We start from the raw sequence: 23,937 nt of genomic DNA on the forward strand, positions 1-23,937 counted from the left end.
GAATTCACCTCCTTGGAATAGTATTCATTTATTAAAAAGGAAGTTTAAACCTGCCTTTTTTTCCTGCTTTGCCCATCATGCCGGCCATCTGCTTCATCATCTTCCTGCTCTGTTCATGCTGCTTCATGAGCCGGTTGACCTCCGCGATATCCACGCCCGCTCCGGCCGCAATCCTCTTTTTTCTGGAAGGATTTATGATGTCCGGATTGGAGCGTTCCGCCGGCGTCATGGAATAGATGATGGATTTCGTCCTGTCCATGGCTGATTCGTCGATGTCCACATTTTTCATCTTGCTTCCCATGCCGGGAAGCATGTTCAGCATATCGCCGATGCCGCCCATCTTCTTAATCTGTTCCAGCTGCTCCAGATAGTCGTTGAAGTCAAACTCCGCCTTCTTCATCTTCTGTTCCAGCTTCTTCGCCTGACTTTCATCAAACTGGGCCTCTGCCTTTTCAATCAGGGTCAGCACATCTCCCATACCGAGAATCCTGGAAGCCATCCGGTCCGGATAAAACTGCTCCAGATCCGAAAGCTTTTCTCCCATGCCCACATATAAAATCGGCTTGCCGGTCACTGCCCGGATGGAAAGGGCGGCCCCGCCTCTGGTATCACCGTCCAGCTTTGTAATAATAACGCCGTCAATGCCGACTTTATCCTGGAACATGCTGGCCGCGTTCACCGCGTCCTGTCCGGTCATGGCGTCTACCACCAGGACCGTCTGGTCCACCTGGACGCTTCCCTTTATCTCCTGGAGCTCCGCCATCATGTCTTCATCTATATGAAGACGTCCGGCTGTATCCAAGATTACTATATTGTTATTGTTCTTCTCTGCGTGCTCGATGGCAGCTCTTGCGATATTGACGGGGTTATGCCTGTCACCCATGGAAAACACAGGTACGCCTTGCTTTTCCCCATTCACCTGGAGCTGCTTCACCGCTGCCGGGCGGTAAACATCACACGCCACCAAAAGCGGTCTCTTGCCTTTTTCCTTCATCTTTCCGGCAATCTTCGCCGAGGTCGTGGTCTTGCCCGCGCCCTGAAGCCCCACCATCATAATGACCGTCATGGCGCTTCCGACATTCAGCTTGAGCTCCGTAGTCTCAGAGCCCATAAGGGATACCATTTCCTCATTTACAATCTTGATCACCATCTGGCCCGGGGTCAAGCTGTTAAGCACATCCTGCCCGATTGCCCTGGCTTCTACGGATTTGATGAACTGTTTTACCACCTTAAAGCTGACATCGGCCTCCAAAAGAGCCATCTTAACCTCTTTAAGAGCCGCCTTGACATCGGCCTCGCTCAAACGCCCCTTGCCGCGCAGCTTCTTGAATACATTCTGCAATTTGTCGGATAAGCTTTCAAAAGCCATTCGTTCCCTCCGCTGCTGTCCAATCCTATTTATGTTCTGACTTCACAGATGGCTGATCTCCTCTGATATCTCTTCTATTTTAAAAATCAGCTTCCTGTCCTCTGTCTTTCGGTATTCCTGAGCCAGACTGTGAATCTCTTTTACCTTTTCCTGAGTCATCAGGAATTTTTCCACCAGTCCCAGCTTCTCTTCATATTCTTGTAAAATGCGGTTGCATCGTTTGATCAGATCATGGACGCCCTGTCTGGATATCCCCCGCTCCTCTGCCGCTTCGCTGAACGACAGATCGTTGAACACGACATCTTCATAGACCCGTTTCTGGTGCTCTGTCAGGAGCTCTCCGTAAAAATCATATAAAAGCGTCTGCTCTACAATCTTTTCCATGCTCTCCCTCGTCCGGCGGCCAAATATTCACGCGGATTCACATAATCCATCCAGAATCTGTCACCTCGTCTATCATACAGGAACCGCCCTGTTCTGTCAAGTGTTTTTTCTTGACAAAAAAGAAAACCAATCCAAAGGAGATACCCCAAATAAAAATTTCCAGATTACATCTTGACAAAAACAAGCAGGGAGATTATATATGATATCATCTCCCTGCCGCTTCATTCCTCTGCGCTTCTTCTTACTTTAAGGTATAAAAGGCACTGTCATTCATTTGTGATACAATCTGCCAAAGCTTCAATCAGCTCACGGGGATATATGAAAAACTCATGTTTCCCTCCCAAATGCTTTTCCAGCATCTTAATCCCTCCGCGCATTTGAAAAACGTCTCGAACCGTTCTCAGATTTTTCTCCAGGTTCTGGAGCTTTATCCCTTGTTCTTCTGCTACGGGAAGATATACTCTCTTCCTGATCTCACATAGTCTCGTTTCGTCTTCCACTACTCGTTTGACACAAGAAACGAGACACGGATAACCCTTGTAGCTTTTCAAATAATGGACTTCCATCAATACCTCTTCCAAAGTCATTATGTCCATCCTCCTTGTAAATAAAACATTCCTTTTTCTTTTGTAGGTTACCGGTTTCCTTGATCTTTAAATCTATTTCATATGAAAACAAAAGGTAGTATTGTTTTAGTTTTTAGTCTTTTCCTTTGAAAGAAAAAGCGGTGAACCGCCTTTTCTCATGACCCATTACTGTGCCTCATACAGGAGCTGAACTGTGATCTCAGAGCTCGCCCGGTTTTCTACAAACACACAGTATCCGCCAGTGTAATTGACATCAAAGGTATGTGCTACTGCACTCATACCAGAAACTTGCCGTCTTGTACCATCCGGCTCAATAATCCCCAGATTAATAAATTTATTACCAGGAGAGATAAGCGCTGATGTTGCAATTTTCTTTCCCTTCGTCACCCAAAACGGCCCTGTCCGATAACCGGTATCTCCAGGAATGGTCCAATCCATGTAAGTTCTTGTGCGTGCGGGCACCTCAATCTCGATTATACCGATATCCGTTCCCGGAGGTATTATCGTCTCGACGTCATTTGTAACATCTGCTTCTGTTAACTTATTCGCAGTCGTATCCGTCAGAGCATCATATCCTTTCAGCATTCCCTCACCCGCAGCAAATGCGGTCACTGAACTGACGCCGACAAAGCAGACCGTTAGTAACGCCACCACCACCTTTCTCAATTCCTTTGATGCGTGATAATGTCTCATTCTCACCATCCTCCTTTTGATTCCCTTTTTGTTTTCATATAAATACATGGTAAACAATAACTTCTCAGTTGGTTTCACCCTGGCATTTTCCAGGATTGTATCGAAATACTCTTCATACGTGCAAATGGCCATTTCTCCATAACAGGCGTCACGGTCACAGTAGGTTTCGTTCCAGCCGTTGATGTCATCTGTTAAACATTTAAACGAATAGTTAAACCAATGGACCTTGGATATCCAGTACAAAAAGTGTTTCCAGAATAAATCACGGTGCTTCACATGCATCAGCTCATGCTCCAGGATTATCCTCAGCTTCTTTTGGTCGTACTCCTGTTCCGGAAGAAGAATCACCGGTTTCCGTACTCCCATGACCACAGGTACACTGCACTGAGAATTGAAACGGACCGCTACGCTTTGTTTCAGCGCCAGCCTCTTCTCAATCTCATCTTTTATCCGGTTTATCTTCAAATCCGCAGGTACAGAACAACTCACGAATAATTTTAAATTCTGCTTCTGCATAAAATATCGAAGTATTCCAACGCAAAACCCCACAAACCAAATCAGAAACGCGGCAACAATACTATAGAGTATAACTGGTGTAACAACCATCGTATACATGTATGTATTATTCGCAATCAGCATTTCTGAAAAATAAATATACAGGTATATGACCGGAACCAGATAAAAGATTATCACCAGCTTTCCAGAAAACACAATCCAACGAAACTGCTTCTTTTTCTCCATGACAAACTCCAGCAGCTTCCAGAAAAAACAGGAAACCGTTCCTGTCAGAGAAGTCAGAAACACACCGAAAAACCAACTACTTAGAATCGTCCACGCCATTCAAAAAGTCCTTTAGTTCCTGAATATCTTCATCTGTCAAAGCCTCATCGTGCAATGATGTAACAAAGTTTTTCAGAAAACCCTTTCCCCAAAAGTTAGAAAACTTGTTCATCACCTGCTTCTGATACACCCCCTCCTCTATCAACGGCGTATAGATGTACGTCTTCCCGCCGGTCCGTGTCATCTCCAGATACCCTTTCTGTACCAGTATCTTCAAATAAGTAGATACCGTAGTCCTGGCCCATTCCCGTCCATACCTTTCTGCCGCGGCTCTTGTAACCTCCGGAGCCTGGACAGGACGGCCGGCGTCCCAGATTATTTTCATAATAATCAGTTCCGCATCCGATAATTCGTTAAAGTTCATGTTCCCCTCATCTCATCGTCTATTTTCTTAGTAGTTCATATACCATATATTACTATATTTAATTGGTAAATGCAAGATATTTCAACTGAAAAGTTGACAAAAGTCTTTTATTTTACAGCTATTATTATCCAGTATAATCCTATTAATAATAAGAAAAAAGTTATTAATAATGTGTTTAAGATTTTCTTATTCTTAAATAAACTATAAATAAAGGGCTTCCATTTGCTGCCAAGAAAGGATTTAGCGCATTGTCTCAGCCAAAGTCTCCTAAAATCTGCAATTACAGCTATTACCGTACTCTATCCCTGAATTTGAAATATTATCGGAACCGCCTGGAGCTTACGCAGGAACAAACTGCCGCAAAAGCAGAAATCTCCGTCAAATATCTGTCTCAGATCGAATCCTCATCCTTTAACTATCCCCCCACCCTTGAGGTTCTTTTTGATCTGGCAAATGCGCTGGGTGTAGAACCCTTCCAGTTATTCAGAGAATTATAGAAGTATCGTCATAAAAAATAAAATCAATACATAAACAGGGTAAGGTCACATTTGGACCTTACCCTGTTATGTGTCACTTGATTGATTCAAATCACAATTATGCAGCATCCCGGCCATTTATCCTAGTTTTCTGCGATTCATCTCCTCTGATAAATGCTTTAAAAAGAACTGGCTGTTTACTGTCTCCTGGAGCGGAAGCTTGACTACCGTCTCGTCTGTATAGATGTATACTGTATTTCCTTTCTTCTTTGTTTCAATCACCTCTTGATACGAAAATGTTTATTTTTTCCACAGGCAGGAACGATATTCAAATCCATCGTTATCAAACTGTATGTACCAGCCGTCATACATAAAAATCGCAATTATGCCTCCAATACAAGAAGAAGGGAAAAAAACAAACCATTCGGCAACTTGTATGGTATTTGACAATGTCGCCTTGTTTTTTTCGGCCGTTTTTAAATGTTAGCCTTTATAAATTATATTTAAATTTAAGCCTTTGAACCCATTTAAGGCACAAAAGCGGCGGTCCGTTTCCAGACCGCCGCTTCCCTATTGCTTTTCCATTCATTGACTTTCTGATTTTCTATTCCTCCGTCACACCTTCATATACCCTGACATGATACAGATTCCCTCCGCTCCTGTCCCTGAGACGGCAGAAAGCTTTGTCCTGTCCATTCCGCCAATCCCATAAACGGGGCACCTCCGGTCCACCGCCTCCACCACGTCTGTTAAAAAAGAAAGGCCTCTGGGCGGCACTCCTTTTTTACAGTCTGTGGAAAACACATGTCCGGCCGTCAGGTAATCTGCCCCCAGGCAGACCGCCCGCTCCGCTTCCGATACGCTGTGGACAGAAACGCCCGTCTTTTCAAATATCCCTCTGATTTCAGACCATTCTCCCGACTCCTGCATCCTTTCGAGTGACGGAAGAGAGAGATGTATCTTCCCGTGCTCCAGTCTCTCCGACACATGGGGATAAGTATGAAGGATGCACTCAGTCTGATACTCACGGCACAGAAGAATCACCTGTCCGGCCAACGCCTCATACTCCGCTTCCGAAAGATCCTTTTCCCGGAGAATCACCATATCCGGTTTCGGAAGAGCTGCTTCATCCGGCAAATTTAAAATCCGTTCCAGCTGAGTGATAAGAGATCCTCTGCATAGGCTCCTGTCAGTGACCGCAATAAATTTCATATCAGGACCTCCTTTTTGTTTGTAATCCGTTGCTCGACTGATATACCCCGCCGCACGAAGTGCGCTTGCCTGGAAGGTATGATACAAAACACTTTTTGTAATCATTCTTAGTAAGTTCCGGCCAAGCCCCAGTTTGACACCGGCAGAAGTTCCTGGCCGTCACGATTTCGGTTCGCTGGCGATGCAAAGGCCGCTTTATCCCCGCTCCGGAATCTTTCTGCCGGTATCCTGCCCGCCGCACCTTTTCGGATAATCTCGGTTCCCTTGATTCCAGAAAAGGATCGGATATCCACACAGCTCGCGCGCGTACCGCAGCGGGCTACGATAGACCGCCCAAATAACTTTCAAGGCGAACAAAAGCTTGTTTCGGTGCGGAAAGAAAGAACGAGAGGAACGATCCGATTCCATCGTAAGGCGAGCGCCGCAAAGGCGTTAGCAGAATCTTCCCGGCCGCAGGGAGGCAAAAATCGCATATCATGCGGATTTTTGTTGGAATCTGACATGGAAAAATATCGATTTATCCATGCCAGTTGGAAAGGACCGACTGGAGGCCGCAAAGATTCTGGTTACGGCTGCCAGCGAGACGCCTGGATGGAATCGGATTTCCTCTTGCTTTGTAAACCAGATTGAGAAAAATTGTTTGAAAGGTACTTAAAGATATACGTAATCATTCATCACCGGCTCCAGCCCCTGTTCCCGAATCGCTGAGCACACCTCTTCCACATTTCTGATATCCGCGATCTCAAACTGGTCGTCTCCCTGTTCCTCTTCCTCCCCATGGCTGCCTACGCCAGTGCTGACTCCTGCCGAAATCTTTGTCGCCGCTAAGCCTATCACATGGTCACGGAAGCCTGCCCTTTCTCTGGTGGAGATTGTCATGCCCGCGTAAGGCATGAACAGGCGGTACGCACACATCACCTGCAGAAGCTGCGGCTCGTGGACATCCTTCGGATTGATCCTATCGTTGTTGATGATAGGCCGAAGTCTGGGACAGGAGAAGGAGATTTCCGCGTGGGGATATTTTCTCTGGAGCAGCCATGCATGAATGCCGGTAGCGAAGGCGTCCTTTCTGAAATCATCCAGGCCGAGAAGCGCCGCAAAAGCTACTCCCCGCATTCCTCCCTTCAGCGCCCGCTCCTGGGCATTGATCCGATATGGAAATACCCGTTTATGTCCTGAAATATGCAAAGTCTCATATTTATCGGAATTGTATGTTTCCTGGAACACAGTCACATAATCCACGCCGCATTCGTGAAGATAAGCGTATTCATCGGAATTCATCGGATATACCTCGATTCCGACCATCTTAAAATACTTTTTAGCCAGCCGGCATGCCTCCCCGATATAACGGACATCGGACATATGACGGCTCTCCCCTGTCAGGATCAGGATCTCCTCCAATCCCGTTTCTGCGATCGCCTTGAGCTCCTTTTCTATGCCGGCCTCGTCCAGCTTCGCCCTGCGGATTTTATTATGACAATTGAAACCGCAGTAAATACAGAAATTCTCGCAATAATTGGCTATGTAAAGCGGAGTGAACAAATATACGGAGCTTCCAAAATGCTTTCTGGTTTCTGCCTGAGCTTTGACCGCCATCTGTTCCAGGAAAGGGCCGGCCGCCGGGGAAAGAAGCGCCCCAAAATCCTCCGGACTCAGATTATCCTTCGCCAGCGCCCGCCTCACATCCTGCTCTGTATAGGAATTATAATCATAAGCGTTCATCCTGCTTATGATCTCATCCATCACCTCCGGAGAGATCTGCTCCATGCCTTCCATATATTCCATATGATTCGTCCGTTCCATATTCAGATAACGCTCCAATTCATCCTCCGGAATAAATTGATTGTTTTCCTCCGCGTTAATCTGAGCCGTGCCGGCCACCTTTTCTGCTTCTTTCTCCATGATTCTTTAGCCTCCCGTCTTCAGTCTCTCAAAAATCCGGTAAGAGGCGAGGAGGCGGCTCCGCCCCTTCCCAGGATTCTGCCCGGTCCCGCCAAATACGCTTCTCTGCCTGCCTCAATGGCCTTCTTAAAGGCTCCTGCCATGAACTTTATGTCTCCGGCCGTCGCCACCGCCGTATTCGCCATGACTGCGGCTACTCCCATCTCCATCGCTTCACATGCCTGGGAGGGACGTCCGATTCCCGCGTCCACGATAATGGGAAGCTCTATCTCATCCACGAGTATTTGGATAAAATCCTTCGTACAAAGCCCCTTATTGGAACCGATCGGCGCGGCCAAGGGCATGATGGAAGCAGCTCCGGCGTCCTTAAGCGCTCTCGCTGTATTCAGATCCGGGTACATATAAGGCATCACGACAAAACCTTCCTTTGCCAGAATTTCTGTCGCTTTGATCGTCTCTTGATTATCGGGGAGCAGATATTTGGAATCGTGGATCACCTCGATCTTTATAAAATTTCCGCACCCCAATTCCCTGGCCAGGCGGGCGATCCGGACAGCCTCCTCCGCGTTTCTCGCTCCGGAAGTATTTGGCAGAAGCGTCACCCCTTTCGGAATATAATCCAGTATACTGGCGGTCTCGCTGTTCGCCCGGCGGACAGCCAATGTGATGATCTCTGCCCCTGCACACTCCACAGCTGCCTTGACCAGATCCAGATTATATTTTCCGGAACCCAGGATAAACCTGGATGAAAACTCATGCCCGCCGATTATTAATTTGTCCTCTTTCATGTTTCTCTCCTTTTCCTGCTGTACTATATATCGTCTTCTCCGATCACGGCATCGGTTCTCCGAGAATCAGGCGGACTGCCATATTCGCCTGCTGACCCGCGCATATATTCACCCTGGGAGCCATAAGCCCGATTCCGTCCGCAATATCCGTCTTTCCGTCTCCGCACAGATACAGGCGCCTCATCACCTTTTTTGCCCGTATCTCATTTCCGCTTCCATAACCCGCCATGCCGGAGCCAGATATCACTACCGTGTCCGGACACTTCTCTAACAGTGTATTCACAAGCATGGCCTTCTCTTCCGGACGGTCAAAGGCCTCACAGACGATCGGGCACTCTTCAAATAACGGTCCGGCATTTTCTCTGTCCACGCGCACCGTATGGATTTTTACATCCAGATAAGGGTTGATGCCTTTTATGATCTGAGAAAGAGCCTTCGTTTTTTCCATGCCCAAGTGTGATATCCCATAGGCCTGCCGGTTCAAATTGCTCACATCCACACGGTCGAAATCCACTAAGAGAAGATGTCCCACGAAACTCCTTGCCAGCATAATGGCAATATGGGAACCGAGTCCGCCGAGGCCGGCGATGCCGACTGTGGCCTCCCTAAGTCTATTTCTCACATTTTCAGGAAACCGGCTGTCCACTGCTGCTGCGATTTCTTCTCTTGTCAGCTTTTCTTCCTCTGCATCATCCATGTACGGGACCTCCTCCCTTTCCAATATCTCATTTGTGATTTTTACACTCCATCACTCACACTTTTTTCAGCCCCCGCCTACAAAACTGACTATCTCCACCTCATCATTGTCCCATAGGACCGTATCGTCATATTCCGATTTGGGTACGATCTTCCCATTCCGTTCCACTGCAACCATTTCCCGTTTATAGCCGCATTCGGAAAGATAGGCCGAAAGAGACTTCCCTTCTGCCTGGTCCAAAAGCTCGCCGTTTATCTTGATCACACCATATTCCTCCTTTCTATGGAACAAAAAACAGGCACACGAAAGACTACACCCGTGGTGGTGTACCCCTTCGTGTGCCCGTCCTGCGTTCACACTCTATGAAAGATTATACTGTTTTTTTGGTATCTGTCAAGTCTCTCATCCGATACCGGCCCTTCCTATTCTTCTTTTACCAGGACCGCTGCCTTATTGATTCTCTCCCGGATGAATTTTTCCACTTTGTCCGGTGTGAGATGCAAAGGAATACTGATCTCTCCATACAGATTATCCTCCGCCAGCTTCATATACTTTTCATCTATATAAGTGATCTTTTTTCCTTCCAGCCGCCTGCTCTTTTTCCGCAGATAAATAGTTTTGATAATCTTAACCCATTCTCTGCATTCATATCTCCTGGCAACCTCCCTGTATTCTTCTTCCCGCTTTTTTTCATTGGAAATCCAAATGGTCTCTATGGAAGGGATTTCATCAAGCAGCGCTTCCACCTCATCTGCCGATGATATCCTCCTCAGCACCAGCTTGTCGCTGTCCACCGGGACAAAAATCCGGCTGCCTTTGGAATAAACCGGCTCCAGCTGATAATACAGAACCCCTTTTTTCAGCTCCGGCATTTCGGAAACGCCCAATACCCTGCACACTCCATTATGGTCACAGACAATATATTCTCCCACTTGAAACATTCGACAGCCTCCCTTTCCAAGAATTTCCAACTGATTTAATAGTATTATACCACCAGATGACATTCTTCGTAAGGGAAATAAAAAAATACCGAGAATTTTGTGAAAAATGCAGACATTGCCGCGACCGCCTGTTGTGCAGAATTCCAGCAGCTTTACAGTCCTACGCGTGTACTGCCCGCAGCACCGCCTGCTTCACTCTGCCGTACATTTCACTGACCCCGCAGAATTTATCCGCGTAAACGATCACTATACCCTCCCGGCTTTTTGGCGGCACCGGGGTCAAAGGCCACATATGTCTCAATATGATGTTCTGCTCATGAGGAGTGATATCAAAATATTTTTTCGCATTTTCCATCGCCACCCTTGGATGGGTAAAACCATGGATATGATTTTTCTCCGTATGCCAGTCATAGAGGAACAGGTCGTGAAGAAGGCCTGCCCTGGCCGCCGCCATATAATCCCAGGAATATCTCCTGCAGATGCGGTAGCTCAGATAGGAAACCTGGATACAGTGTGCCTTTGTCGTAGTATTTCCATGCTGAATATACCGGTCCATGGACTGAAATACCGGAGCGGCCATGATATCCGACACACATTCCATGTAATCATCATCCCATTCGTACGCTTCCTTTTCCAGCCATGAAGTATCTTGTATCCACTCTCTGGCAAGCTCCTTGTCTTCTCCCCGGAGCACAAAAGACTGGTTATTTTCTGATTTCTTATAAGACACTGTATAACTCCTCATATTTTTGGGCGGAACTGGTCCAGGAAAAATCTTTCGCCATCCCTCTGTCAATGATCTTATTCCATTCTCTCTTTTTATTATAATAAGTATTTTTCGCGTACATGATACTGCCTAACATCTCATGGGCATTATAATTTGCAAAGGAAAAGCCCGTGCCGGTGCTGTCGTATTCATTGTAAGGCTCCACCGTATCCTTAAGTCCGCCGGTCTCCCTGACGATGGGCACCGTCCCGTAGCGCAGGCTGATGATCTGGCTCAGGCCGCAGGGCTCAAATAAACTCGGCATCAGGAAAGCGTCGCATGCCGCATATACCTTATGGGACATCGTCTCCGAATAATAAATGTTCGCGGATACGCTGTCATGATACTTCCAGTCATAGTGGCGGAACATATTCTCATATTTCTCATCGCCGGTCCCCAGGATGACAAACTGCAGATCCTCCGAACAGATCTGATCCATCACGGCCTGGACCAAGTCCAGCCCCTTCTGGTCCGTGAGTCTGGAAACAATACCGATCATAAACTTTTTCGGATTCACTTCCATGCCCAGCTCCCGCTGAAGGCCTGTCTTATTCTTTCCTTTTTCCTTGCGGAATGTCCTTGCATCATAATTTTGGTAGATGAAGGGATCCGCCGCCGGGTCGTATTCGTCGTAATCAATTCCGTTCAGTATTCCCCACAGATCATGGGAACGAGCCCGCATCAGTCCGTCCAGGCCCTCACCGTAGAAGGGCATCTTCACTTCCTGTGCATAGGTGTTGCTGACCGTCGTGACCTTGTCGGCATAGACGATGCCGCCCTTCAGCATGTTGCCGTTGCTGTAGGATTCCAGCTTATCCGGCGTGAAATAATAGTCGGAAAGCTCTGAAATCCGCTGTATCACATCCACGCTCCACACTCCCTGGAATTTCAGGTTGTGAATGGTCATCACAGACTTAATATCTCTGTAAAATGGATTGGCACGGAATTTATCCTTCAAATGTACCGGTATCAGACCGGTCTGCCAGTCGTGACAGTGAATCACATCCGGCTTAAAATCCAGCACGGGAAGCGCCGACAGCACCGCCTTGCTGTAAAAAGCGAATTTCTCCAGATCAAAATACTGGTCGGTGTAAGGCTTATCACCGCTGAAGTACCATTCATTGTCCACGAAATAAAAGATGATCCCCTCATGCTCTATTTTAAAAAGCCCTACGTATCTGTCCTGCCACATATAGTCCATATAAAAATTAGTCAGATATTCTGCCTGCTCCTTATACCGTGCAGGAATGCACTGGTAATAGGGAAGCATCACCCGGACATCATATTTCTCTTTGTCAAAATATTTGGGCAGAGAGCCTACAACGTCCGCCAAACCGCCTGTTTTAATAAAAGGCACACCTTCCGATGCAACGAATAATATTTTCTTCACTCTGCTACCTCCAGAATATCACTTTCCCCAAAAATCAAATCCTATGTTCCATTATACTAGATTCCGCGGGATTTTGGAAGCAGTATTTCCGAATTCGCCGACTTAAGCCGTTCGGAAATTCAAAGACCCTCCTGACAGAGGGCCCTCACTCATTTGTTCTTATATTCCAGACGGATCTTATCTGCGATCAGGGCAACAAATTCGGAATTTGTCGGCTTGCCCTTTCCTGTATTGATAGTATAGCCGAAAAGAGAATCGATGGTATCCATCTTGCCTCTGTTCCATGCTACTTCGATGGCATGCCGGATGGCGCGTTCGACTCTGCTGGGTGTCGTTTGGTGCATCTTGGCGATCGTTGGATAAAGCATCTTGGTAATGGAATTCAGCATGTCCATGTCGGAAACCGACAAAATGATGGCGTCTCTCAAATAACTATATCCTTTGATATGTGCCGGAACCCCGATCTCGTGTATCAGATTTGTCACATCGGTTTCCAGATTTCTTTCAATGTACTGTTCCTGACTTTCATACGGTACGATCTTCCTGGTCTCCGCACCTCTGCGGCGTCCCATCCCTATATGCTTCATCCGGTTCAATACCATGTCTGAATCAAAAGGCTTCATAATATAATAAGATGCCCCCAGCTGAAAGGCATCTTCCGTAATTCTCTCCTGCCCGATGGCAGTGATCACGATGAATTCCGGCCTTTTCTTAAGAGTTGGGTCTTTTCCGACCTTTTCCATTACGGATAAACCGTCAAGCTTCGGCATGATAATGTCGAGCAGCATAATATCCGGTTCCTTCTCTTTGATCAGTTCATAAGCTTCTTCTCCGTTGTTCGCTTTTCCTATCACTTCAAATTCATCATCACGGCTGATGATGTTATCTAAAAGTTGTAAGATTCTTTCGTTGTCGTCAGCAATTGCCACCTGTAGTTTTGCCATTTTTCATCCTCCTTTTCCGTCTGCCCCCGCAGCCTGACAGCAAGTCCTGCTTTCCGTCGTAATCCTGTTATTTTTTTCCTTTACAGGGGTACTTTCCCATTATAAAAGAGAAGAAGGTAGAATAGCAACGGAAAAGAGACGCTTTAATCGACATTTTTCCGTCGTTTTTTGTCGAAAAAGAGAATCCTTGCAGATCATATCAAAACTTCTTTATTTCTTTACAGTCTCTTCCTGCTTTTCCAGCATGGTTTCCAGAAAAATCCCGTATCCTTTTGTAGAATCCTGAACAAACACATGGGTCACTGCCCCCACAACTTTTCCGTCCTGTATGATAGGGCTGCCGCTCATTCCCTGAACGATTCCTCCGGTCAGTTCTAAAAGCTCTGGATCCGTCACCTGTACCACCATACCCTTGTTGCTGTCTGTGGTAATATCCGCTTTTATGATTTCAATGTCATATTCCTTGACTTCTCCGTCGGCAGAACATCGAATCGACGCAGGCCCCAGCTTTACATCCTGCTTAAATCCTACGGGAATCGCGTCTGCCGCTTTCATATCCCAGTTGGCCAGCTCTGTATGACCGAACACGCCAGCCGCCGTATTGCCGAAGACATCTCCCCAATGGCTGTCGCTGTAGACGATCGTTCCCAGAAGAGAGCCCGGTGTACCAGACTGGCCCTTTATCACGTCCTGTATCTGAGCTTTCTGAAGATCGCCACCGGAAGCCTCCAGCTGCTGCCCTGTATCCGTATCGCTCATGGCGTGTCCCAGAGCGCCGAAATATCCGTTTTCGTCCACATAAGTGAGGGTGCCAATACCCTGGGCATCATCTCTTACCCATATCCCGGCCTTGCAGCTTCCGTCACTGGTCAGAACCGTATCCACCTTTGCTTCCATGATCTCGCCGTCTCTGCGTATTTTAAAAACACAAGGCGCCTCGCCGTTGGAAGATATCGCGGCAATCAGTGCTTCCTTATCTGTCACCGGCTGTCCATTTGCCTCCAGGATATAATCTCCTGATTTGACGATGCCGTAAGCCGGTTCCACAATATTTCCTTCTTTATCTGTCAGTTCGCTCGTACCGACTACCATCACGCCGTCCATTTCCAGATAGAGGCCTATGGATTCGCCTCCTGGTATCACTGACCGGGATTCCACTACGTCAACCTGAATGTTGCGGAGCGGCAGCCAGCCAAACAGCTTGATATCCATGTCATAGCTGCCAAGAGAGGTCCCTTCTACGGTAAATGCCCGGTCTGTATTGATCCGGACGGCGCCCTCCGGTATGTTCGAAATACTTCCTAAAAGCACCTCTTCATTTTCCGTTTCCAGGGTGCTTCCCCAGGGAAGAGAAAACTGAAAAGTACCTTCTTCTCCCACTACGACACGAATTTTCCCGGGAATCATATGCCGAATATAATAATATGAGAACAAACAGGTAAAAATAATCATAATCCAGATCAGTCGTATAAGGAACTGCCTGTATTTTTGTTTCCGTGTCATGGCGCGCCTCCGTATTTTAAAGAATTTTCTTTTTCAATCGCTCCCCTTTAGTATGGAGCAAAAAATAAAACGCCATGCAAAAGAGCCTCATTCAATCTGAGGTAATTTTTCCCTCGATCGAACAAGGCTCATGGCTACTAGCGTTTTAGGCATTCTTTCTATTACGGATGCAGTTTTACTGTTTGTAAGTCATTGCCAGCTCTTTCATCTCTCTCGCATTTTCCGCCACTGCATCGGTGATGGCCGCGCCGCCCAAAAGACGGCAGAGCTCTTCTATTTCTTCTTTATCAGAAAGCTTTGTGACCTCCGTCACTGTCCTTCCATTTTTAACATTTTTTTCAATCTTATAATGGCAGTCGGCCATCGCCGCTATCTGCGGCAGATGTGTGATGCAGATCACCTGATGGCTCTTTCCGATATCGTTCAGCTTTTCCGATACTTTCTGGGCAGTCCTGCCGCTGATTCCCGCATCGATCTCATCAAAGATCAAGGTCTCGATATCATCCGTGTCCGCCAACACAGCCTTGATCGCCAGCATGATCCTGGAGAGCTCGCCTCCGGACGCCACCTGGGATAAGGGCCTGAGCTCTTCACCGGGATTGGTGGAAATGAGGAACTCCACCTCATCAAATCCATCCGGTCCCGCCTGCCCTTTTTTCATAAATTCCATGGAAAACTGAACATCCAAAAAGTTTAGATCTGCCAGCGCAGAACGGATGGATTCTGTCAGATAAAACGCCTCTGCCTTCCGAATCTTCGACAGCTCTCCTGCAAACAAAAGCACCTTCTTTTCTGCTTGCTCAAAAGCAGCCTTCGCAGCCTGTTTTCTTTCATCAAATGCCGTCAGCTTTTCAAATCGGCTTCTCCTGGTATCCAGGGATTCCATCATATCCTCATAGGACTCCCCATATTTAATCTGAATACTGTGGAGAAAATCCAGACGCTTTTCCATCTGGTTCATCTCCCTTTCATCAAACTCCAGTTCCTTTCCGTATTCAGACAGCGCTCGGTTCAGGCTGCTGACAATATCTTCCGCCTCTTCCGCCTGTGAAAGAAGTCCTGCCAGCCCTTCATCATAATTTGCCGCTTCAAAGAGAGCGCGGACTGCCCGGCCGAGAAGTTCGCCTGCTCCGTCCTCATCTCCCGTAAACTCCTGAGCTTTCGAAAGACTCTCCGTGATCCGCCGCCCGTTCATCATGCGTTTATAACGGTGCTCCAGCTCCTCTATCTCGCCCGCCTTCAGACCGGCGTTCTCCAGCTCCCGGATTTCATAAGAAAGAAAGTCCAGCTCCCGGATTCTGTCTTCCTCCCCTATCTCATAGGTCGCAAGCTCTTTTTTGGCTGCCGCATAGACGGAATAAGCCTCTGCCAGACGTTCCTTTACCGATTCTTCCTGATGCTTCGCATACGCGTCCAGAATCTCCAGATGATTGGACTTATGTAAAAGCGACTGGTGCTCATGCTGGCCGTGGATATCGATCAAAAGGCCGGTCACTGCCCGCAGCCTGGATACGGTCACCGTTTCATCGTTGATCTTGCATATGCTCTTTCCCTGGGACAGCTTTCTGGCAATCAAAACAGAGCCGTCCTCTTCCGGAACGACCCCAAGCTTTTCCAGCGCCTCTTTTTTCTCTCGTCCGGAAACGCTGAACAGGAGCTCCACGCTGGCAGGTATCTCCTCATTCCGAAGCAGACCTCTCGCAGTCTTTGCCCCCAGGGCCAGATTCACCGCGTCGATCAGAATGGATTTTCCGGCGCCGGTCTCGCCAGTCAAAATATTAAGGCCGTCTCCGAGGCTCACATCCGCTTCCTCAATGAGGGCAACATTTTTCACATGCAGATTCAGTAACATGGCATCACTCCTCTCACTGGGATGACATCACCCGGCGAAGCTTTTCCATAACAATGATGGTATCATCCACACTCCTGACCGCGCACATGATGGCGTCGTCTCCCGCGATACAGCCTACGATCTCATGGAACCGAAGCGCGTCAAGCGCCGCCGCCACTGCCATAGCCATGCCGGGCACGGTCTTCACCACCAGAATATTCTGGGCCATATCCATGGATACAAATCCGTCCCGGAGGATTCTGATATACTTATCGTTCAGATTGCTGTCGGCTTTGTGGAGCACCACATATTTCTGTCCTCCTCCGTCCACGGCCACCTTTGTCAGCTTCAGTTCTCTGATATCTCTGGACACAGTAGCCTGAGTCACCCGGAATCCGGCTTCATTCAGCTTCTCTGCCAGCTCTTCCTGTGTCTCAATGTCATACTTTCCAATCAATTCCACAATCTTGCTGTGGCGCTCAATTTTCATGTCCAATTCCTCCTCTATGTCATTCCGCCGACATCTTATGGCGGAGCGTTTCCAAAAATCCGATCCGATTCAGTTTCAGAATCTTCGTCGTCCTCATGGCTTTCTGTATTTCTATATAATCCCCCGCCTGGAACGGACATTGGTTATCACTGTCAAAGCCAACCGTGGCCTCCACCTCTGCGCGTCCCGGAGGAACTACCAGCTCCAGCTTTATCTGGCTTTTCGCAGAAAGTACGATACTCCTGTTTATCATCGTATGAGGCGCTATGGGAGTCAGGACGATCAAAGAAGCCGTCGGCTCCACGATTGGACCGCCTGCCGACAGATTGTACGCTGTGGAGCCCGTGGGCGTAGCCACGATCATGCCGTCCGCCGCATAGGCATTCAGGAATTCTCCATCCACGTAAACCTTGAACCGAATCACCTTAAAGCCAGATTTCCGTCCGATCAGGATATCATTGAGGGCGATGTCTTCACAAACCATCTTTCCATCATGATATACGGAACCTTTTAACATCATCCGCTCTTCCACCACGGAGGGTCCGCTTTCCAGCAGCTCTTTCAGGCCGCCGAGTGCCGAATGGATATCCAGCTCCGCCAGATACCCCAGAGTTCCCAGGTTCACGCCAAGAAGCGGGACATCCTTCCACACCAGGTTCCTGGCCGCCTGAAGGAGAGTCCCATCGCCGCCAAGGACCAGGACACAGTCCGTATCCCCAGGTATCGGCGCGTCTCCATTCAGCACACAGACTTTTCCCTGACTTTCCAGAAATCTCTTAATCTTTCCGGTCACAGTAAGCTCCGGATCTTTTTCTCTGTTTGTAATGATATAAAATCGGTTCATCTCAATTCCTCATGGGCTTTCACAACGATGTCTTCCGGGTTGATGGTTTCCGCATCCTCTCCTCCCTTTATCAGAAAGAGCAGGTATTCAATATTTCCCTCCGGGCCTTTGATTGGAGAAAACTCCAGAGCCCTTCTGCCAAATCCGATGCTTTCCGCATAATCCATTACCTTATGAATGACTTCCAGATGAATCTCCGGCTCTCTGACTACTCCTTTTTTGCCGACTTTTTCCCGTCCGGCTTCAAACTGAGGCTTGATCAGGCATACTACGCCTCCTCCGTCTTTAAGGATCTCCCGCACTGGAAGAAGTACTTTTGTAAGGGATATAAAAGAAACGTCAATGGAAGAAAAGTCCACCGGCTCACCGATGTCCTCCGGCGTCACATAACGGATATTCGTCTTTTCCATACAGACGACCCGTTCATCCTGCCGAAGCTTCCAAGCCAGCTGCCCGCGTCCCACATCGACAGAGTATACCCGCACTGCGCCGTTTTGCAGCATACAGTCGGTAAATCCTCCCGTGGAAGCTCCCACGTCCATGCAAATCTTCCCGTCCAGAGAAATTCCGAAATGGCTCATGGCTTTTTCCAGCTTAAGTCCTCCCCGGCTCACATATCTAAGAGTCTGCCCACGGACCTCGATGGGCGCCTCCGGATGAAACGATGCCCCTGCCTTATCTTCCCGCTGCCCGTTTACAAAAACGATTCCTTCCATGATCATGGTTTTTGCCTTTTCCCTGGATTCAGCGAACCCCCTGGAAACCAGCAGCACATCGAGACGTTCCTTCATTTTAGCTTTCCTTCCGTATATATTCGTTCTTGATCCTCTGGAAAATGGAATCCGCATCCAGCCCCAAATCCCTTTTAAGGATATCTACTGGTCCATGCTCCACAAACGTATCCGGAACTGCGGCTTTCAGCACCTTGGCCCCATAGCCTCGTTCATGGATATAAGAAGAGACCGCCTCTCCGTATCCTCCGCAGATCACATTTTCCTCCATGGTCACAAGGCACCCGTGGGTCTTTGCCAGATCATCCAGCAGTTCTTTATCCATGGGCTTAACAAACCGTACATTTATGAGCGTAGCCGATATGCCCGATTCCTTCAGCTTCCCATGGACTTGTACTGCCGTCTCCATCATACTGCCGACAGAAAGAAGCGCGATTTCTCCGCCTCTGTATATCACTTCGCTCTTTCCTAACTCTATAGGATCCTGATACTCCTTAAGTCCGGAATACGCAGTACCTCTTGGATACCGGACGGCAAACGGGACCCCCGCTTGTATTCCAAATTCCAGACCATTCCTGAGTTCATACTTGTTCATGGGTGCAAAAACCGCCATCCCCGGCATACTTCTCAAATAAGACAGATCAAAAATTCCCTGATGAGTCTCGCCATCGCAGCCTACGAGACCGGCACGGTCGATGGCAAACACCACCGGAAGCTTCTGGAGACAGACATCATGAAGCATCTGGTCATATGCCCTTTGCAAAAACGAGGAGTAGACCGCCACCACAGGCTTCAGTCCTCCCGCCGCCATACCGGCCGCAAATGTGACTGCGTGTTCCTCGGCAATCCCCACGTCAAACAACCGGTCCGGATAGAGGGCGGCAAATTTTTTAAGCCCGGTGCCCTCCGGCATGGCTGCCGTGACCGCTACGATCTTATCATCCTTTTCTGCCAGCCGGCAGATCGTATGAGAAAAGGCCTCCGTATAGCTGATGCCTTTTTTCTCCTCCACAGACTTGCCTGTCTCAATGCAGAAAGGGCCTACTCCATGAAATTTGACGGGATACCGTTCGGCGGGGATATATCCTTTCCCCTTCTTAGTCTTCACATGGATAAGGATCGGCCGTTCGAATTTCTTTGCTTCCTCCAGAATACGAACCATTTCAGGAATGTTATGGCCGTCCATGGGACCCACATAGGTGATGTCCAGATTTTCAAAGAACATGCCCGGAACCATGAACTGCTTCAGCGCCATTTTGGCGCGCACAATGTTCTCCACAAGAGGCTCGCCCACTCCCGGAACCTTGGAAAGCCCCCGGCTCACATCCCGTTTCAGATTGTTATACCCGCTTCCCACCCGTATCTTGGACAAGTACTTTGAAAACCCTCCGGTACTCTCCGAGATGGACATATGATTATCATTGAGAATGATGATGAAATTGCTCTTCAGCCTGGACGCATTGTTGAGTGCTTCGTAGGCCATGCCTCCCGATAGAGCGCCGTCGCCGATGACAGACACCACCGTATAATCCTCGTGCAGCCGGTCGCGCGCTTCTACCAGGCCCAGCCCTGCCGAAATCGACGTGGAGCTGTGTCCCGTATCAAAGCTGTCAAATTCAGATTCTCTCCGCTTGGGAAAACCGCTCATTCCTCCATATTCCCTCAGACTCTCAAAATCTTCTCTCCTGCCGGAAAGAAGCTTATGGGTATAGGACTGATGCCCCACATCCCAAACAATCTTATCCTCCGGCAGATTGAGAGCCAGGTGAAGAGCCATGGTCAGCTCGACCACTCCCAGGTTGGAAGCCAGATGGCCGCCGTGTTCACTCACTTTCTCTATTAAAAACTGGCGGATTTCCTCTGCCAGCGCCGGAAACTGTGCAGGGTCCAGAGCCTTCAGATCTTCAGGACTTCTGATTTCCTCTAACATGATCTCATCCTCTTATTTTTCTCTTGTGATCAGCGTAAGGATCAGCTGATTCAAAAATTCATTTTTTCTGGACAGGCCATTTAAGGTATCCACCGCCCGCTTGGAATAGAACTCCACCTGTCCCCTGGCTTTATCAAGCCCCTCCAGGGTCACATAAGTAGTCTTGTTGTTCTTTTCATCACTCAGCACCGGTTTTCCGAGAACTTCCTTCGAACTGGTAACATCCAGGATATCATCCTGGATCTGAAACGCAAGACCCACATCGGAGGCCACCTGCTCTATCATTTTCACCTCTTCTAAAGAGGCCCCGCCCAAAACGGCCCCTATCATCATAGACGCTTCTAAAAGCGCCCCAGTTTTCAGACGGTATATGAAATCCAGCTTGTCTGCCGGAACCGGCTCGCCTGTCATCTCCACATCCACCGTCTGGCCGCCGATCATGCCGTATATCCCGGTCTTTTCTGCCAGAATGCCGATACACCTTCCCGCCAGATCCGGCCGGTCTGTCTGCCCAAAGGCTTTTGACGCGGTCTCAAAAGCATAGATCATCAGTGCGTCCCCCGCCAGGATCGCCATGTCTTCTCCGTATACGACCCAGGTAGTCTTTCTGCCTCTGCGGTATTCATCGGCATCCATGGCCGGAAGATCATCATGGACGAGGGAAGAGGTATGGATCATTTCAATGGCCGCCATAAATGGAGCGATCTCATCTCCTTTTCTGCCGAACAGGCGGAAGGTTTCCTGCATGAGAAGCGGACGAAGCCTTTTGCCTCCCGCCAGCACACTGTAATTCATCGCTTTCAGGATTGTCTTCTGAAATCCCTTTTCCTCCGGAAGATATGCACAGATCATCCGTTCAATATCTTTTACCTTTTCCTTCATTTCCTCATTAAAGTTCATGCTGTTCCCCACTTTCTTCCAATACCAGCACTTTTTTCTCCACTTCATCTATACTTCCGCGGCATTTCTTTACCAAGGCGAGACCTTCCGCGTAAGCCGCAAAAGATTCCTCCATGGAAAGTTCTTCCCCCTCCAGGCGTCCGATTATTTCATCCAGCCTTTCAAAGGTCTGTTCTATACTCAAAGTTTCCGCCATGTCCCGTTCCTTTCTATTCATCTGCCGAATCTGCTCCTATAACCTCAGTTTCTACGACACCATCGGACAGCTGTAAAGACAGCCTTTCCCCCGGCAGCGCCTGAGATGCCGACAGCAGACGGCTTCCGTCCTTTTTGGTCACAAAGGCATATCCTCTCGTGATCCGGTCAAGCGGAGAACAGCCTTTCAGCCGCTCCGCATAAACAGCCAGCTTATGATCCGCTGATTTGAGCTTGCCCCTCATGACTGAGGAAAGCTTGTCCTGATACTGATCGAGAAGCTGTCTTTTTTCCGCCACCTGATAATCCGGCCGGAATCTGCCCAGCCGGAGCTCTTTCGCTTTCAGCATCTGCTTAAGCCTTTCCGTCCGGCCTATCATAGCTTCCGACATCCTCCGCCCCGCTTCGTCAAGCTGAGATAAAAAAAGACGGTAGTCATAAACAGCCAGCTCAGCCGCAGCCGATGGAGTCGGCGCGCGCAGATCTGATACGAAATCAGCAATCGTAAAATCTGTCTCATGACCGACTGCGGATATCACCGGCACAGAGCAGTCAAATATCGCCTGCGCCGTCTTTTCTTCATTGAAAGCCCATAGGTCTTCAATGGAACCGCCGCCTCTGCCTACGATCATACAGTCGACGCCAAACCGTTCCAGAGCCTCGATTCCCGCCGCTATGGTATCGGCGGCTCCCTCTCCCTGTACCTTTGCCGGATACAGCACCAGGCGGACGTGAGGATTTCTCCTTTCCGCAATATTTATGATATCACGGACTGCTGCGCCGGTGCTGGCCGTGACAATCCCAAGAGTCTTAATATAGCGGGGGATCGGCTGCTTATATTCCGATGCAAAAAGTCCTCTCTCTTCCAATTCCCTTTTAAGCGCTTCAAACTGCTCATAGAGACTTCCAATCCCGTCCAGGGTGATTTCCCTGGCATAAAGCTGATATTTCCCGTCTCTTTCAAACACATTTACGGCTCCCGACACGATGACCTGCTGGCCCTCTTTCATGGCAAAGGGAAGCCCTCCGCGGTTACCGGCGAACATCACGGCCTGCAGGACTGCCCCCTTGTCCTTCAGGGTAAAGTAAATATGGCCTGAGGAATGATACTTACAATTGGACACCTCACCTTTTACAGATATGGCCCCCAGCAGATAATCCTGGGTAAACATATTTTTAATATAGGCATTTACCTGCCCCACCGTATAGACGCTTCGTCCCATCTGTCTCAGCTCTCCGTGACAAGCTTGGCTAAAATCCCGTTGACAAAAGACGGAGAATCATCTCCGCCGTATTTTCTGGCTATTTCCACCGCTTCATTGATGGCTACCTTCTCCGGCACCGATTCCTCGTACAGCATCTCATAAAGCGCCAGGCGCAGGACCGTCAGGTCTACCTTTCCCATACGACGGGTCTTCCAGCCTTTCGCCACCTCATTTATCCGGTCGTCCAGTTCTTTGACGTGTCCATAGATATCCTCTACTTTTCCGGACATATAGCTTTCATCTTTTTCTTCCAGGGGCTCCAGCTCTTCCAGGTATCTTTTTACCTGTTCGCTGAATTCCGCCTCAGATTCATAGAATTCTTTGCGGAACAGCATGCGGAACACATGCTCCCTCAGTTCTCTTCTGCTCATGTGCATCCTCCAAATCACTTCAGTCTTTCCAAAGGCCGAGCCCGCGGAAAAACCCGTATGGTCCTTTCGGACATAAGGAAAAAGGGTGCTTTTTATGGGCACCCTTTTCAGTTCTTTCTATCTGGTCTTGTCAATATTCACACCGGCGATCTTTACATTCACATCAATCACCGAAAGTCCCGTCATATTCTCAATAGCCGACTTCACACGCTCCTGAACCTGCGCGCATACATCGGGGATACTATAGCCGTATTCCATATTGAGAGATAAATCCACCGATACAGAAGTATCCAGCACATCTACCTTCACGCCCTTGGAGAGATTTTTCATCCCCAGCTTTCCGACCAGCTCATTGGTAATGTTTCCTGCCATGGATGCGACTCCCTCGATCTCCGTAGCCGCCAGCCCGGCAATGATCGCCACCACCTCATCTGCGATCTGGACTTCACCAACGGTCTCTTTGTCGTGACGCAGGGTATGAGTATTTCTATTTTCATGTTCCACCGCCGCTACCTCCTGTACCT

Annotated in this window: 27 protein-coding genes; 1 reads left to right on the forward strand and 26 read right to left on the reverse strand. The window is 48.4% G+C overall.

Going from position 1 to position 23,937, the window contains the following annotated elements; translation table 11 throughout:
* Nucleotides 1-31: 31 nt before the first annotated feature.
* From ffh to H9Q78_RS01860, 5 genes are all read right to left on the reverse strand, one after another.
* A complete protein-coding gene (ffh, locus tag H9Q78_RS01840) occupies nucleotides 32-1,369 on the reverse strand; it encodes a signal recognition particle protein (protein ID WP_249303286.1) in 1,338 nt (445 codons plus the stop codon).
* A 42-nt stretch (nucleotides 1,370-1,411) separates the two neighbouring features.
* Nucleotides 1,412-1,753: a YlxM family DNA-binding protein gene (ylxM, locus tag H9Q78_RS01845; protein ID WP_249303288.1), complete on the reverse strand. Its 342-nt coding sequence runs from the start codon at nucleotides 1,751-1,753 to the stop codon at nucleotides 1,412-1,414.
* A 266-nt stretch (nucleotides 1,754-2,019) separates the two neighbouring features.
* Nucleotides 2,020-2,340 (reverse strand): sporulation initiation factor Spo0A C-terminal domain-containing protein, encoded by a 321-nt coding sequence (locus tag H9Q78_RS01850; protein ID WP_231062521.1) that lies wholly within the window; start codon nucleotides 2,338-2,340, stop codon nucleotides 2,020-2,022.
* Nucleotides 2,341-2,505: 165 nt separating this feature from the next.
* Nucleotides 2,506-3,873 (reverse strand): M56 family metallopeptidase, encoded by a 1,368-nt coding sequence (locus tag H9Q78_RS01855; protein WP_249303289.1) that lies wholly within the window; start codon nucleotides 3,871-3,873, stop codon nucleotides 2,506-2,508.
* Complete coding sequence (locus tag H9Q78_RS01860) at nucleotides 3,851-4,237, reverse strand: BlaI/MecI/CopY family transcriptional regulator (RefSeq protein ID WP_249303291.1); 387 nt, start codon at nucleotides 4,235-4,237, stop codon at nucleotides 3,851-3,853. The genes H9Q78_RS01855 and H9Q78_RS01860 overlap by 23 nt, the downstream gene beginning before the upstream one ends.
* A gap of 248 nt (nucleotides 4,238-4,485) precedes the next feature.
* Here H9Q78_RS01860 and H9Q78_RS01865 point away from each other — a divergent pair, with 248 nt between their 5' ends.
* The gene (locus H9Q78_RS01865; protein ID WP_249303292.1) at nucleotides 4,486-4,734 is read left to right on the forward strand and encodes a helix-turn-helix domain-containing protein; all 249 of its coding nucleotides are present in this window, start codon (nucleotides 4,486-4,488) and stop codon (nucleotides 4,732-4,734) included.
* A gap of 594 nt (nucleotides 4,735-5,328) precedes the next feature.
* Here the strand turns inward: H9Q78_RS01865 and H9Q78_RS01870 are convergent.
* The 21 genes from H9Q78_RS01870 to H9Q78_RS01970 form a co-directional block, all read right to left on the reverse strand.
* The gene (locus H9Q78_RS01870; RefSeq protein ID WP_249303294.1) at nucleotides 5,329-5,925 is read right to left on the reverse strand and encodes a thiamine phosphate synthase; all 597 of its coding nucleotides are present in this window, start codon (nucleotides 5,923-5,925) and stop codon (nucleotides 5,329-5,331) included.
* Nucleotides 5,926-6,032: 107 nt separating this feature from the next.
* Nucleotides 6,033-6,218, reverse strand: a complete 186-nt coding sequence (locus H9Q78_RS01875; RefSeq protein WP_249303295.1) for a hypothetical protein — start codon at nucleotides 6,216-6,218, stop codon at nucleotides 6,033-6,035.
* 358 nt (nucleotides 6,219-6,576) lie between these two features.
* Nucleotides 6,577-7,728, reverse strand: coding sequence for a 2-iminoacetate synthase ThiH (thiH, locus tag H9Q78_RS01880; RefSeq protein WP_249304695.1), 1,152 nt, complete (start codon nucleotides 7,726-7,728; stop codon nucleotides 6,577-6,579).
* A 119-nt stretch (nucleotides 7,729-7,847) separates the two neighbouring features.
* Nucleotides 7,848-8,615 (reverse strand): thiazole synthase, encoded by a 768-nt coding sequence (locus H9Q78_RS01885; protein WP_249303297.1) that lies wholly within the window; start codon nucleotides 8,613-8,615, stop codon nucleotides 7,848-7,850.
* 43 nt (nucleotides 8,616-8,658) lie between these two features.
* A complete protein-coding gene (thiF, locus tag H9Q78_RS01890) occupies nucleotides 8,659-9,312 on the reverse strand; it encodes a sulfur carrier protein ThiS adenylyltransferase ThiF (protein WP_249303298.1) in 654 nt (217 codons plus the stop codon).
* 66 nt (nucleotides 9,313-9,378) lie between these two features.
* Nucleotides 9,379-9,576 (reverse strand): sulfur carrier protein ThiS, encoded by a 198-nt coding sequence (gene thiS / locus H9Q78_RS01895; RefSeq protein ID WP_249303300.1) that lies wholly within the window; start codon nucleotides 9,574-9,576, stop codon nucleotides 9,379-9,381.
* 158 nt (nucleotides 9,577-9,734) lie between these two features.
* Nucleotides 9,735-10,253, reverse strand: coding sequence for a CarD family transcriptional regulator (locus H9Q78_RS01900; protein ID WP_249303302.1), 519 nt, complete (start codon nucleotides 10,251-10,253; stop codon nucleotides 9,735-9,737).
* A 160-nt stretch (nucleotides 10,254-10,413) separates the two neighbouring features.
* On the reverse strand, nucleotides 10,414-10,854 hold the full coding sequence (locus H9Q78_RS01905) for an HD domain-containing protein (RefSeq protein ID WP_249304696.1): 441 nt from the start codon (nucleotides 10,852-10,854) through the stop codon (nucleotides 10,414-10,416).
* Nucleotides 10,855-10,972: 118 nt separating this feature from the next.
* A complete protein-coding gene (gene glgA / locus H9Q78_RS01910) occupies nucleotides 10,973-12,409 on the reverse strand; it encodes a glycogen synthase GlgA (RefSeq protein ID WP_249303304.1) in 1,437 nt (478 codons plus the stop codon).
* A 149-nt stretch (nucleotides 12,410-12,558) separates the two neighbouring features.
* Entirely contained in the window at nucleotides 12,559-13,353 is a 795-nt protein-coding gene (spo0A, locus tag H9Q78_RS01915; RefSeq protein WP_249303305.1) for a sporulation transcription factor Spo0A, read from the reverse strand.
* Between the two features lie 210 nt (nucleotides 13,354-13,563).
* On the reverse strand, nucleotides 13,564-14,856 hold the full coding sequence (gene spoIVB / locus H9Q78_RS01920) for a SpoIVB peptidase (protein WP_249303308.1): 1,293 nt from the start codon (nucleotides 14,854-14,856) through the stop codon (nucleotides 13,564-13,566).
* Nucleotides 14,857-15,031: 175 nt separating this feature from the next.
* On the reverse strand, nucleotides 15,032-16,708 hold the full coding sequence (gene recN / locus H9Q78_RS01925; RefSeq protein WP_249303309.1) for a DNA repair protein RecN: 1,677 nt from the start codon (nucleotides 16,706-16,708) through the stop codon (nucleotides 15,032-15,034).
* Nucleotides 16,709-16,721: 13 nt separating this feature from the next.
* On the reverse strand, nucleotides 16,722-17,177 hold the full coding sequence (gene argR, locus H9Q78_RS01930) for an arginine repressor (RefSeq protein WP_147596480.1): 456 nt from the start codon (nucleotides 17,175-17,177) through the stop codon (nucleotides 16,722-16,724).
* Nucleotides 17,178-17,196: 19 nt separating this feature from the next.
* Complete coding sequence (locus tag H9Q78_RS01935; RefSeq protein WP_249303310.1) at nucleotides 17,197-18,021, reverse strand: NAD(+)/NADH kinase; 825 nt, start codon at nucleotides 18,019-18,021, stop codon at nucleotides 17,197-17,199.
* Nucleotides 18,018-18,812, reverse strand: coding sequence for a TlyA family RNA methyltransferase (locus H9Q78_RS01940; protein WP_249303311.1), 795 nt, complete (start codon nucleotides 18,810-18,812; stop codon nucleotides 18,018-18,020). Before H9Q78_RS01940 ends, H9Q78_RS01935 begins: the two co-directional genes overlap by 4 nt.
* Nucleotide 18,813: 1 nt before the next feature.
* Nucleotides 18,814-20,685: a 1-deoxy-D-xylulose-5-phosphate synthase gene (gene dxs / locus H9Q78_RS01945; RefSeq protein WP_249304698.1), complete on the reverse strand. Its 1,872-nt coding sequence runs from the start codon at nucleotides 20,683-20,685 to the stop codon at nucleotides 18,814-18,816.
* Between the two features lie 9 nt (nucleotides 20,686-20,694).
* Nucleotides 20,695-21,582, reverse strand: coding sequence for a polyprenyl synthetase family protein (locus H9Q78_RS01950; protein ID WP_249303312.1), 888 nt, complete (start codon nucleotides 21,580-21,582; stop codon nucleotides 20,695-20,697).
* Nucleotides 21,572-21,799: an exodeoxyribonuclease VII small subunit gene (xseB, locus tag H9Q78_RS01955; RefSeq protein WP_249303314.1), complete on the reverse strand. Its 228-nt coding sequence runs from the start codon at nucleotides 21,797-21,799 to the stop codon at nucleotides 21,572-21,574. Before xseB ends, H9Q78_RS01950 begins: the two co-directional genes overlap by 11 nt.
* Entirely contained in the window at nucleotides 21,792-23,000 is a 1,209-nt protein-coding gene (xseA, locus tag H9Q78_RS01960; RefSeq protein ID WP_249303315.1) for an exodeoxyribonuclease VII large subunit, read from the reverse strand. Before xseA ends, xseB begins: the two co-directional genes overlap by 8 nt.
* Nucleotides 23,001-23,005: 5 nt before the next feature.
* A complete protein-coding gene (gene nusB, locus H9Q78_RS01965) occupies nucleotides 23,006-23,413 on the reverse strand; it encodes a transcription antitermination factor NusB (protein WP_249303316.1) in 408 nt (135 codons plus the stop codon).
* 117 nt (nucleotides 23,414-23,530) lie between these two features.
* Nucleotides 23,531-23,917: an Asp23/Gls24 family envelope stress response protein gene (locus tag H9Q78_RS01970; RefSeq protein ID WP_147596487.1), complete on the reverse strand. Its 387-nt coding sequence runs from the start codon at nucleotides 23,915-23,917 to the stop codon at nucleotides 23,531-23,533.
* Between the last annotated feature and the right edge of the window lie 20 nt (nucleotides 23,918-23,937).

Origin of the sequence: Qiania dongpingensis, from assembly GCF_014337195.1 — a bacterium.
GTDB lineage: Bacteria > Bacillota > Clostridia > Lachnospirales > Lachnospiraceae > Lientehia > Lientehia dongpingensis.